At 50.4% G+C, this 12,733-nt stretch carries 8 protein-coding genes and 2 pseudogenes; 8 read left to right on the top strand and 2 right to left on the bottom strand.

Features of this window, described 5'->3' with window-relative positions:
- From aroK to LH51_RS03660, 6 genes and pseudogenes are all read left to right on the top strand, one after another.
- Positions 1-522, top strand: a complete 522-nt coding sequence (aroK, locus tag LH51_RS03685) for a shikimate kinase AroK (protein ID WP_327124186.1) — start codon at positions 1-3, stop codon at positions 520-522.
- Between the two features lie 47 nt (positions 523-569).
- Positions 570-1,643 (top strand): 3-dehydroquinate synthase, encoded by a 1,074-nt coding sequence (gene aroB / locus LH51_RS03680; RefSeq protein WP_036519945.1) that lies wholly within the window; start codon positions 570-572, stop codon positions 1,641-1,643.
- A 34-nt stretch (positions 1,644-1,677) separates the two neighbouring features.
- On the top strand, positions 1,678-2,550 hold the full coding sequence (locus tag LH51_RS03675; protein ID WP_036519826.1) for an ATP-binding protein: 873 nt from the start codon (positions 1,678-1,680) through the stop codon (positions 2,548-2,550).
- A gap of 116 nt (positions 2,551-2,666) precedes the next feature.
- Positions 2,667-3,233 carry an SPOR domain-containing protein gene (locus LH51_RS18770; RefSeq protein ID WP_052063410.1) on the top strand — a complete coding sequence of 189 codons (567 nt, stop codon included), beginning with the start codon at positions 2,667-2,669 and terminating at the stop codon, positions 3,231-3,233.
- A 197-nt stretch (positions 3,234-3,430) separates the two neighbouring features.
- Positions 3,431-7,882 (top strand): annotated as a pseudogene (gene gltB / locus LH51_RS03665) (glutamate synthase large subunit).
- A gap of 80 nt (positions 7,883-7,962) precedes the next feature.
- Entirely contained in the window at positions 7,963-9,396 is a 1,434-nt protein-coding gene (locus LH51_RS03660) for an FAD-dependent oxidoreductase (RefSeq protein WP_036519823.1), read from the top strand.
- Positions 9,397-9,692: 296 nt separating this feature from the next.
- On the opposite strand, the gene LH51_RS03655 is transcribed toward LH51_RS03660, so the two are convergent.
- Positions 9,693-10,852 (bottom strand): IS3 family transposase gene (locus LH51_RS03655; protein WP_144244160.1). Its coding sequence is split into 2 segments (ribosomal slippage): positions 9,693-10,588 and positions 10,588-10,852, totalling 1,161 coding nucleotides; the frame shifts between segments, so codons are not numbered across the junction.
- Positions 10,853-11,021: 169 nt separating this feature from the next.
- Here LH51_RS03655 and LH51_RS03645 point away from each other — a divergent pair.
- A complete protein-coding gene (locus LH51_RS03645) occupies positions 11,022-11,822 on the top strand; it encodes a hypothetical protein (RefSeq protein ID WP_200881854.1) in 801 nt (266 codons plus the stop codon).
- Between the two features lie 65 nt (positions 11,823-11,887).
- Positions 11,888-12,138: pseudogene (locus LH51_RS03640) on the top strand (glutamate synthase small subunit); the annotation flags it as partial.
- Between the two features lie 297 nt (positions 12,139-12,435).
- On the opposite strand, the gene LH51_RS03635 reads toward LH51_RS03640, so the two are convergent.
- Positions 12,436-12,733 (bottom strand): integrase core domain-containing protein (locus LH51_RS03635; RefSeq protein ID WP_036519813.1); only part of this gene is annotated, 298 nt, incomplete at its 5' end.

Below are 12,733 nucleotides of genomic sequence, written 5' to 3'. Positions count from 1 at the left end.
TTGAACGTCTTTCTTGTTGGCCCTATGGGTGCTGGAAAAAGCACCATAGGGCGTCTTCTCTCACATGAGCTGAATTACACCTTTATAGACTCAGACAGGGTCATAGAGGAACGCTCTGGTGCCAATATCCCCTGGATTTTCGATGTCGAAGGTGAGCAGGGGTTTCGTGATCGTGAAGCAACGGTTATTGATGAGCTGACGCAGTTGAGTAATTGTGTGCTGGCTACGGGTGGTGGTGTTGTAATGCGACCTGAAAATCGCAGTAACCTGCAGAGTCGGGGTTTGGTAGTCTACCTGCAAACATCTATCGAACAGCAGTTGGAACGTACCGCTAAAGACCGTAACCGACCTTTGCTGCAAACCGATAATCCAGAAGCTGTGTTACGTAAGTTACTGGATCAGCGTGATCCGCTTTACAAAAGTTGTGCTGATATTATTATCCGTACCGATAGGCGCCACCCGCGCGCTGTCATTCAGGAAATATTGCGTCAGTTAAAGCAACAGCGGCCACTTAACGCATAATTTAATTGTTTAACCATTGCAGATTTTTTAAAGCGGAGTTCACGATGATGCAAACCCTGAGCGTTGACCTGGGTGACAGAAGCTATCCGATCTTTATTGGCTCAGGACTTCTGCAGCAGGATAGGTTGCAGTCTTACATCAAAGGTCGTCAGGTTATGCTTGTCAGTAATACTACCGTGGCGCCTTTATACCGGGATCTGGTCTGCAAAGGTTTATCTCAGTTTGAAATTGATGAAGTGATATTGCCTGACGGTGAGGCTTATAAGGATATGCAGCATCTGAATCTGATATTTGATCAGTTGTTAGCGTGTCGTCATAATCGAACCACGACCCTGATTGCGTTAGGCGGTGGTGTCATAGGTGATATGACCGGGTTTGCTGCGGCCTGTTATCAGCGTGGGGTGAACTTTATTCAGCTGCCCACAACATTGCTGTCGCAGGTGGATTCCTCTGTAGGCGGTAAAACAGGTGTTAATCATCCGGCGGGCAAAAATATGATAGGTGCATTTCACCAGCCAATAGCCGTAGTCGCTGATACCGCCGTATTACAAACCCTGCCAGATACTGAGTTGTCAGCCGGGCTGGCTGAAGTGATTAAGTATGGCTTGATTTATGATGTAGATTTTTTCGAGTGGCTGGAAAATAATGTTCAGGCGTTGCGCAATAAAGATCAGCAGGCCCTGGCGTATGCCATTTACCGCTCTTGCGAAATTAAAGCTGAATTGGTGGCACAGGATGAACGCGAATCAGGTGTGCGGGCCTTGTTGAATCTGGGGCATACGTTTGGCCATGCTATAGAAACACATGCGGGTTATGGACAGTGGTTACATGGTGAAGCGGTTGCGGCGGGTACCATCATGGCTGCCGATCTGTCCTGTCGGATGGGATGGATTAGCCGTGCAGATGTAGATAGAATGGAACGATTGTTTAAGGCTGCCGGGCTGCCGGTCAGGCCCCCGGAAGATATGACGCCTGAGCGTTTCTGCGCCTTGATGTCTGTTGATAAAAAAGTAATGGATGGCCGTTTACGGCTGGTGCTACTGAAAGCTATTGGGAAGGCCGTTGTCACAGATCAATTCGAACAAACAGCGTTAATGCAGACCCTCGGTGAGGGGGCTTAGCACTGTCAGGAAACCTAAAATTCAGGGAAAAATTATGTCAGTCAGTGATCATGAATATGCCGAGCCTGCTTCGCGTATGCAATTGGCCGAAAAGCTAAGCCACTTATCCAGCTATTCTGAATTCATGATTTTGCTGCTAGGCGATACTGGCAGTGGTCGCAGCCTGTTGCTGGAGCAGTTGGCACAATTGCACGAGCCGCGAACCCAACGGATTGCGCGTATCGATCTGAACGAAAAAACAGATGTCAGTGGCGTTTTGCTGTTGCTGATTACGGCCTTGCGGCTGGAGCCTGAGACGCTCATAGATAACCGTAAGCGCCTGGCTGCAATACATAAACATATACGTGCGCTTGCTGAGGTTGATATTGCACTGCATCTGCAGATCGATAATGCCGATTATCTCAGTGATAATGCTCTAGAACTGCTATTGAGTTTATTTCAATTAGGTGAGTCTGCCCCGCATCTACTACTCACAGCACGCCCTGATTTTGAACAGCGAGCAGATGAAAAAGGCATATTTGAGCGTTTTGAAAACCGCGTACATATCCAGCGCCTGGAGCCTTTTACCGAGGTGGAAGCGGAAGATTTTGTACTGGCATTACTACCGTCACAAGCTGAGTTAAGTCCTAAGCAATTACGTAAGATAATAGATGCCGGAGATCGTCAGCCTGGGAGTCTGAAAGCAGCTGTCGCTTCTTTGGTGCGACAAGGTGGAGTGGAGAGCCAGGTGCGTAGCTTCCCTTTGCCTCCCTTGCATATGGGCGCAATTGTTCTGGTATTAATATTGATTACGGGCGTTGCTGTTTGGCACTATTTGCCAGACAGCGAGCATGAACCGCAGGGAATTGCGCGTATCCAGCTAGTGCCTGAATCTGTGCCCGTTGTTAGCGATCCTGTTGTGCGGTAGATGTAATCGAAGCACGCGAAGAACTTGCGCAGCGTATTGCAGAGCAAGAAGCGTTATTAGCCACACCAGACGAAGCGGCGGTGGAGACGGACGAGCAACCCGTTACTAATGAGCAGATGTCTCAGCCAGATGCTACTGTTGTTACCGAAATAGAGACTATAGCCGAGGTTGAAGCCGTATCGGAGGTTGATGAACCTGCTGTAGAAGAACCTGCGGTTGTTGAAGAAGCGCCGACTGAAGAAGAGGCGTCCGTTGTAGAAGAACCGCCAGTTGTAGAAGAGGTGCCTGTTGCCTCAGCGCCTGAAGTTGCGCCCGCTCCAGCTGCAGATCCCGCCCCGGCGCCCCGCCCCGAAGCGCCGGTAGCAGCCTCTGTAACGTCTGGATCTCAGGCAGAAATGTTGCTGGATTGGCCAGATAGTGGTTTCACCTTGCAGATGCTAGGCGCACGCTCGGAAGAAAGTGTGGTAAAATTCATCCAATCACAGGAGCAGCCGCAGCGCTTTTACCGTTTTAAAGCGCTCTTTCAGGGTGCGCCATGGCATGTTGTTGTTTATGGCCAATACCCGACTCGCGCAGCCGCAATGGAAGCTGTACGAGGCCTGCCCGCTGACCTCAGGGATCGAAACCCTTGGGCCAGAACTATTTCCAGTGTCAAAGAAGATATTAAAAAAGTCGATCAATAATGTGTGATTGATCCTATAATATACGGCCGTTGAACGGCTATGATACTGAAATTTTCAGTGCCCACGGAAACACCAAAATTGTTCTTATCCCATCAGGGGTGTAGTATAGGCACCCCTTTTTTGACTCCGGGATAAGGGGTTTTTATATCTTGCGTTAATAGCGCTTTGATTTTATTGGTTTTTAGTGAGATTGGCTTATGAGCAATGGTCTGTACCGCCCAGGTGAATTCAAGGACAACTGCGGCTTTGGTCTGATGGCGCACATGCAGGGAACAGCAAGTCATAGCCTCCTGCAGAAAGCGATTCAGGCATTGGCCTGTATGACGCACCGCGGGGGGATTGCAGCAGATGGCAAAACCGGTGACGGTTGTGGTCTGCTGATGCAGAAACCGGACGCATTCATGCGCGCCGTAGCAAAAGAAGCACTCAAGCAGATCTGAGTGACCACTATGCTGTAGGCATGGTGTTTTTGTCTCAGGATCCTGCGCTGGCTGAAAAGGCCCGCAATCAGGTGGATGCCGAGCTTTCCCAATTAGGTCTGCGCGTCAAAGGCTGGCGCGAAGTCCCCACGGATGAAGCCTGTTTAGGACCGATTGCCAAAGACACCCTGCCACGTATTGAGCAGGTGTTTGTCGATACCGAAGAAAAGTCTGAACGTGAATTTGTTATCAGCCTGTTTACCGCCAGACGCAAAGCCGAAATTGCACTCGGCGATGACCCTGATTTTTATATTTGCAGCTTGTCCGATAAGGTTATCTCTTACAAAGGCCTGATGATGCCGGTTGATCTACCGGTGTTTTACAAAGACCTGAGCGATGAGCGCCTACAGACAGCGATTTGTACCTACCACCAGCGTTTCTCAACCAATACCGCACCGCGCTGGCCGCTGGCACAGCCATTTCGTTTTCTGGCACACAATGGTGAGATCAATACCATTGAAGGCAACCGTGCCTGGTCCCGGGCGCGCAGCACCAAGTTTGCTACGCCACTGCTACCCAATGTCGATGAGCTGCAGCCTATCGTAAACACCACCGGTTCGGACTCCTCCAGCATGGACAATATGCTGGAGTTCCTGATGGTGGGCGGCATGGATATCTACCGTACCGTGCGTATGATCGTGCCACCGGCCTGGCAGAACGTGGAAACCATGGACTCCAATCTGCGTGCTTTTTACGAGTTCAACTCAATGCACATGGAACCCTGGGATGGCCCGGCCGGTATGGTAATGACCGATGGTCGCTATGCCGTGTGTATGCTGGACCGAAATGGTCTGCGGCCATCACGCTGGGTGATGCTTGAGGATGGCCTGCTGTGTACTGCCTCTGAAATCGGCGTGTTCGATTATGAGCCATCCAGCATCAAGGCACAGGGGCGTGTCGGTCCCGGTCAGATTCTGGTGGTGGACACTCAGACCGGCGAGGTGATGCACACCGCTGATGTTGATAAGATTCTGAAATCGCGTCAGCCTTATCGCAAATGGCTGCGCGAGCACTCCATACCGCTGGAGCAGACGATGAACTTCGTCGAAGAGTCCACGGCATTTCGTGAGATGAGCCCGGAAGAAACCCGTACGCACATGAAAATGTTCCAGGTCACCTTTGAAGAGCGCGATCAGGTACTGCGCCCCTTGGGTGAGTCGGGTATGGAAGCGGTGGGCTCTATGGGTGACGACAAGCCCATGGCGGTGTTGTCGGGTCGGGTCAGATCTGTGTATGACTATTTTCGTCAGCAGTTTGCCCAGGTAACCAACCCGCCAATCGACCCCTTGCGTGAAGCGATTGTCATGTCCTTGCAGACCTGCATTGGCCGTGAGAAAAATGTATTTGAAGAAACGCCGGAACATGCACGTCGTATCGTGCTGAAATCACCGGTGTTGTCAGCGAGCAAGTTCAGACGCCTTCGGGATATGAATATTGAAGGCTTTGAGTCAGAAACGCTGGATATGCAATACGATCCAGCTGTTGGCCTCAAGCAGGCAATTGTCGATCTGTGTCAGCAAGCTGAAGATGCCGCACGGCGTGGCAAAGTCATTCTGATTCTGAGTGATGCTTATATCAAGCAAGGCAAATTGCCGATCCATGCGGCGATGGCAACCGGTGCGGTAAACCAGCATCTGGTGTCACAAGGGCTGCGCACCAGTGCCAATCTGGTGGTAGAAACCGCCACAGCGCGTGATTCTCATCATTTCGCCGTACTGTTTGGCTTCGGTGCCACCGCGGTTTACCCTTACCTGGCGTACCGCGTGTTGAATGATCTGTGCCGTACCGGCGAGATCACCGGTGAGCCATTGCAAGCCCATGAGAGTTACCGTAAGGGTATCAACAAAGGCTTGATGAAGATTCTGTCGAAGATGGGGATCTCCACCATTGCCTCTTATCGCTCGGCTCAGTTGTTTGAAGCAGTGGGTCTGTCCAGTGAAGTGGTTAATCTGTGTTTCAAGGGCGTGACCAGCCGTATCGAAGGCGCGCGGTTTGAACATTTCCAGCAGGAGCAGACTCTGTTGGCCGCCGAAGCCTGGAGCGCACGTAAGCCGATCCAGCAGGGTGGTTTGCTCAAGTATATCCACAATGGTGAGTATCACGCCTATAACCCTGATGTGGTCACCAGCATTCACAAAGCCGTTAGCAGTGGTGATGTGCGTGATTATCAGCGCTATGCCGATCTGGTGAACAAGCGTGGTGTGGCCACCCTGCGTGATCTGTTAGGTATCCGTAAGGATATACAGCCTATCCCGCTGTCGGAGGTTGAACCGGCTGAGAGCCTGTTTACCCGCTTTGATTCAGCCGCCATGTCGCTGGGCGCCCTGTCTCCGGAGGCGCATGAAGCACTGGCTGTAGCATGAATGAGCTGGGTGGTCGTTCCAACTCCGGTGAAGGTGGTGAAGACCCTGCCCGTCATGGCACCATCAAACGCTCCAAAATCAAGCAGATCGCCTCTGGCCGTTTCGGGGTCACGCCTGAATACCTGATGAGCGCGGATGTAATGCAGATCAAGGTTGCTCAGGGTGCCAAGCCAGGTGAAGGTGGGCAGTTACCGGGGGGTAAGGTGAATGCGTTGATTGCACGCCTGCGCTACTCCGTGCCGGGTGTTACACTGATATCACCACCGCCACACCATGACATCTACTCGATTGAAGATCTGGCACAGCTGATTTTTGACCTGAAACAGATTAATCCAGAAGGTCTGGTATCGGTCAAGCTGGTATCACGCCCGGGTGTCGGCACCATCGCCTGTGGTGTTGCCAAGGCCTATGCTGATCTGATCACCATTTCCGGTTACGATGGTGGTACGGCGGCATCACCGCTGACCTCTATTCATTATGCCGGTTCTCCCTGGGAATTAGGTCTGGCCGATGCGCATCAGTCATTGCGTGGTAACCAGTTGCGCGGCAAAATCCGCTTACAGACAGACGGTGGCTTAAAAACCGGTCTGGATGTAGTTAAAGCGGCGATGCTCGGTGCCGAAAGCTTTGGCTTTGGTACCATGCCGATGGTGGCCCTGGGCTGTAAGTACCTGCGCATCTGTCATCTGAATAACTGCGCAACCGGTGTAGCCACTCAGCGTGCTGATCTGCGTGAAGATCATTTCCGTGGCACCGTTGAAATGGTGAAGAACTTCTTCCGCTTCGTGGCTGAAGAAACCCGTCAGTGGATGGCGATGCTGGGTGTACGCACGCTGGAAGAGCTGGTCGGGCGCACAGACCTGCTGGAGATTCTTGAAGGCGAAACCGATAAACAGAAATGCCTGGATCTATCGCCCTTGCTGAGTCAGGCCAATATTCCGGCCGATGCGCCGCATACGGTACAGCAACACCGCAACGAGCCTTACGATCCAGGTAGTTTGAATAATGAGATGCTGGCGCAGTCCAGCGCCGCAATTCAGGAAAAGAGTGGCGGGGAGTTTCTGTTCAAGATTACCAACTGCGACCGCTCAGTGGGTGCCCGCACCTCAGGTCTGATTGCCAAGCTACACGGCAACCTGGGCATGTCTGATGCGCCGGTGATTTATAATTTCAAAGGTCATGCGGGTCAGTCATTCGGTGTCTGGAACGCCGGTGGCCAGCACCTCTACCTGGAAGGGGATGCCAACGATTATGTCGGTAAAGGTATGGCTGGCGGGAAGATCGTCCTGCGTGCTTTTGACGATGTCACCTACAAAACCCATGAAGCCTCCATTATGGGTAACACCTGTTTGTATGGTGCAACCGGCGGTAAGCTGTTTGCAGCGGGTCAGGCGGGTGAGCGTTTTGGCGTACGTAACTCCGGCTGTCATGCCGTGATTGAGGGGCGGGTGACCATTGTTGTGAATACATGACTGGCGGCATCATTACGGTATTGGGTAAAACAGGTTATAACTTCGGTGCCGGTATGACCGGTGGTTTTGCCTACGTGCTGGATCTGGATAACAGCTTCGTGGATAAGTACAACCACGAGCTGGTGGATATCCACCGTATTGCCACTGAGCAGATGGAGGCACATAAAAACCATCTGCGCTCAACAATCATTGAATTCACCCGTGAAACGCGCAGCGCCTGGGGTCAGGAAATCCTGGATAACTTCGATGACCTGATAGGTAAGTTCTGGCTGGTCAAACCCTATGCCACAGGGATTAATGACTTGCTGAACAGTATTCGCAAACGCCCTGAATAAGCGTGTTCAGAATAACTTCCTGACGGGTAATGATTAAAGGTAGAGCCGGCGGCGAGCCGGCCTGCGAATGAGGTGTAAAGATGGCTGACCGTCTGAGTAATGATTTTCAGTTTATAGAAGTAGGCCGTAAGGGCCCTGAAAAAATCAATGCAGCTGTGCGTAAAAAGCAGTTTGCCGAGATCTATGAACCTTTCAAGCCACGCCAGGCTGCCAACCAGTCACACCGTTGTCTGGAGTGTGGTAACCCCTATTGTGAGTGGAAGTGCCCGGTACACAACTTTATTCCTAACTGGCTCAAGCTGGTGTCGGAAGGCAATATCATGGAAGCGGTGGAGCTGAGTCACCAGACCAACACCCTGCCGGAAGTCTGTGGCCGTGTGTGTCCACAGGATCGTCTGTGTGAAGGTGCCTGTACACTCAACGATGGATTTGGCGCTGTTACCATTGGCTCGGTTGAAAAATACATCACCGATACCGCCTTTGCCATGGGCTGGAAACCGGACATGTCCAACGTGGTCTGGACAGATAAAAAAGTCGCTGTAATCGGCGCAGGCCCCGCAGGCCTGGGCTGTGCGGATGTGCTGGTTCGCAATGGCGTAAAACCGGTGGTGTTTGACCGTTATCCGGAAATCGGCGGACTGCTAACCTTCGGTATTCCCGAGTTCAAGCTGGAAAAATCCGTGATGGTACGCCGCCGCAAAGTGTTTGAAGGTATGGGCATCGAATTCCGCCTGAATACCGAAGTTGGCAAGGATATCACTATCGACACCCTGCTGAGTGAGTACGATGCCGTGTTTATGGGTATGGGCACCTACAGCTATATGAAAGGTGGCTTCCCCGGTGAAGACCTGCAAGGCGTATACGAAGCCCTGCCGTTCCTCATCTCCAATGTGAACCACTGCCTGGGCTATGATAAAGATGTAGCCAACTTTATTAACCTGAAAGGCCAGCGGGTTGTAGTACTTGGTGGTGGCGACACGGCGATGGACTGTAACCGTACCTCCATCCGCCAGGGTGCAAAATCTGTGACCTGTGCCTACCGTCGTGATGAAGCCAATATGCCCGGCTCCAAAAACGAAGTAGTCAACGCACGTGAAGAGGGGGTTAAATTTGTGTTTAACCGCCAGCCAGTCGAAATCATCGGTGAAGAGGGCAAGGTGACCGGTGTAAAAGTGGTTACCACCCGCATGGGTGAGCCAGATGAAAATGGCCGTCAGCGTGCAGAGGTAGTAGAAGGCTCAGAAGAGATTCTCAAAGCCGATGCGGTACTGGTCGCCTTCGGTTTCCGCCCCAGCCCTGCACCCTGGTTCGCTGATTTGAATATCGACCTGCATCAGGATGGCCGGGTAGATACCTCCGCACAACCCAAAGAAGCCAACCGCTTCGCCTTCCAGACCACCCATGCCAAGGTGTTTGCCGGTGGTGATATGGTCAGAGGTTCAGATTTGGTGGTAACCGCTATCGATGAAGGACGTAAGGCGGCAGAGGGGATATTGGATTATTTGCAAGTGTGAGAATTGGATTAGCCCTAGCTTGAAAAGCGCAGGTTTTGTGCTGCGTCTTGTACAGTTGTAAAAACTACAGCGAGTTAGACCACCGCGAGACTCCATCCTGCTTAGTTTATCTAGGTGGAGTCTCACCCATCAGCTTTACTTTCTATTTCATTCCTCCCCCCAATCAATTTACTTTATTTCGTTCATTTGTTTCGCTAAGATTTAGCCTCAAGCAAAGGAGTTGCTATGACTAAAACTGAAATGGATCGTTCTACCGATCACGACAGCCCTTGGAAAATCGCCTTAGACTGTACTGGTCAACTAAAACCGGACACTTTTCTCAGCTCGTTTTCATAGTCCACCGGTGACCGATCACCGTTGGCCGTATGTAATCTTTCCAGGTTGTAATAATGCATGTACGCCGCTACATCATTCCTCATATGCGCTCGTGTGGGCTGTGGTATTTTTAGCAGCCAGTCATGCTTCAGGCTTCCAAAGAAGCGTTCTACAACGGCATTATCCCAACAGGCACCCACGTCTCCCATGCTGGCCCGCATGTTGTAATCAGCCAGCAATTTACGATACCGACGACTCGTGTACTGAGAGCCTCGGTCGCTGTGGAACACCAGCCCAGGTGGAGGGTTCCGCAAATTATACGCTTTCATCAGTGCTTTACTGACAAGGTCGGTCGTCATGCGCTTATCGATATGCCAGCCGACGATACGGCGGGAATACAAATCCATGACAACAGCCAGATACATCCAGCCTTCTCCAGTTCGACAATACGTCACATCACCTGCCCACACCTGATTCGGTCCTGTGGGATTAAAATTCTGATTCAACAAGTTATCAGCGACCGAATCACTGAATTTACGCTTGGTTGTCACCTTGTAAGCCACACGCTGATGCACAATCAGGTTCATTTTATCCATGAGTTTACGCACCCGATAGCGACCAATTTCAAAGCCTTCTTCGCGTAGTTTTTTCATCATCTCTCGACTGCCCAAACTTGAACGACTACGCTCAAACAGTTTTTTCATCCGATGTCGAAGCGTTAACTCTTCGACCGGTATCAGCTTGCCAGGACGCTTTTGCCAGTCATAGTAGGCCGAGCGGCTCACACCCATTACCTGGCAAAGAACAGCAACTGGGTAATGGGTTGATTCAGCCGCGATGAAATCAAACTTTACTTCATTTCTTTCGCGAAGAAGGCTGAAGCCTTTTTTAAAATCTCCTTTTCCATCCGTAGGTTACGGTTTTCTTTGCGTAACCTAAGCAGTTCTTCTCGTTCGGTCTCAGTGACTTGGTTGCCACTGTTTTTTGCTTCTAGTTTATCTTTCCAGCGATAGAGCATATTCGTATTAATACCCAAGGATTTGGCAGCCTCTGGAATCGTGTAGCCTTGATCTGTGACCAACGCCACGGCTTCTTCTTTAAACTCTGCCGAGTATTGTTTGTAGGTTCGTTTCTGACTCATAATGACACCTCAATAGCTGACTGATATTGTCGCTAATTAAAGTGTCCGGATCTATTAGACCAGTTCAGACGGCTATTTCAAGGAGTTTCTAGAACTATTATTCCCAACTATTGCCCCCGAAATTGACTGGCGTAAAGGCTATACCTCGCTAGACAAAGAATTACAGCAAGTGACACCGGATTCAACATCCGGTAGACGCTATGCGGATAAGCTTGTCAAAGTCTTTACACTCGATGGCGATGAAGCCTGGGTACTCATCCACGTAGAAGTGCAAGGTGAACCCGAAGACACCTTTGGTCAACGAATGTATACTTATCAGTATCGCTTACGAGATCGTTATGGGGTCGATGTTGTCAGTTTAGCTGTGCTAGCCGATACCAGTCCGCACTTTAGACCTAACTGCTATCAGAATACGCGCTGGGGATGTGAAATAAACTATACCTTCCCGATGAGTAAACTGATCGATTTTGAGTCTAACTGGAAAGTACTGGAGCAAAGCGATAATGTCTTTGCTCTGGTCGTGATGGCGCAAATCAAAGCAAAACGTGTAAAAGAGGGTTCTACTCGCAAAGATGCTAAAATTAGCATTATCCGTTTAATGTTCGAGCGTGATTACAGCAAACAGCAGATACAGGAATTATTCAATGTTATCGATTGGATGATCCAGATCCCAAGCACCCTAGACGAAGATTTTTTGAATGCGATCTACGCGATCGAGGAGGACAAGAAAATGCCTTATATTAATACGGCTGAGAAGGTAGGTCTTGAGAAAGGTGAGCTGATTGGCATCCAGAAGGGACGCCAAGAGACTTTACGATCTACTGCAAAAAGTCTTATTGAAATTAAATTTGGCGAACTACCTGAATGGGTAACTCACCGAATCAATGAAGCAAACGCTAACCAGCTAGACAATTGGATTAAAAATATCCTAACAACTGAAAGCCTGGAAAGCCTAATCGGCAAGCACTGAGCTCAAAAGATCGTGGTCAGTCAGAGCTAGTACATTTTAAATCATACTCCGATCCCGATCTCCATGCCGTACTGGTCGCCTTCGGTTTCCGCCCCAGCCCTGCACCCTGGTTCGCTGATTTGAATATCGACCTGCATCAGGATGGCCGGGTAGATACCTCCGCACAACCCAAAGAAGCCAACCGCTTCGCCTTCCAGACCACCCATGCCAAGGTGTTTGCCGGTGGTGATATGGTCAGAGGTTCAGATTTGGTGGTAACCGCTATCGATGAAGGACGTAAGGCGGCAGAGGGATATTGGATTATTTGCAAGTGTGAGAATTGGATTAGCCCTAGCTTGAAAAGCGCAGGTTTTGTGCTGCGTCTTGTACAGTTGTAAAAACTACAGCGAGTTAGACCACCGCGAGACTCCATCCTGCTTAGTTTATCTAGGGTGGAGTCTCACCCATCAGCTTTACTTTCTATTTCATTCCTCCCCCCAATCAATTTACTTTATTTCGTTCATTTGTTTCGCTAAGATTTAGCCTCAAGCAAAGGAGTTGCTATGACTAAAACTGAAATGGATCGTTCTACCGATCACGACAGCCCTTGGAAAATCGCCTTAGACTGTACTGGTCAACTAAAACCGGACACTTTTCTCAGCTCGTTTTCATAGTCCACCGGTGACCGATCACCGTTGGCCGTATGTAATCTTTCCAGGTTGTAATAATGCATGTACGCCGCTACATCATTCCTCATATGCGCTCGTGTGGGCTGTGGTATTTTTAGCAGCCAGTCATGCTTCAGGCTTCCAAAGAAGCGTTCTACAACGGCATTATCCCAACAGGCACCCACGTCTCCCATGCTGGCCCGCATGTTGTAATCAGCCAGCAATTTACGATACCGACGACTCGTGTACTGAGAGCCTCGGTGC

The sequence above is a fragment of the Nitrincola sp. A-D6 genome (assembly GCF_000764495.1).
In the GTDB taxonomy this organism is placed as follows: domain Bacteria; phylum Pseudomonadota; class Gammaproteobacteria; order Pseudomonadales; family Balneatricaceae; genus Nitrincola.
The sequence above is the reverse complement of the archived record's forward strand: the minus strand, read 5'-3'. Positions and strand labels throughout refer to the sequence as shown.

Bases quoted from the DNA above. Each gene is read 5' to 3' on its own strand.
- aroB (WP_036519945.1), top strand. From the start codon at position 570: ATGCAAACCCTGAGCGTTGACCTGGGTGACAGAAGCTATCCGATCTTT.
- LH51_RS03675 (WP_036519826.1), top strand. From the start codon at position 1,678: ATGTCAGTCAGTGATCATGAATATGCCGAGCCTGCTTCGCGTATGCAA.
- LH51_RS18770 (WP_052063410.1), top strand. From the start codon at position 2,667: ATGTCTCAGCCAGATGCTACTGTTGTTACCGAAATAGAGACTATAGCC.
- LH51_RS03660 (WP_036519823.1), top strand. From the start codon at position 7,963: ATGGCTGACCGTCTGAGTAATGATTTTCAGTTTATAGAAGTAGGCCGT.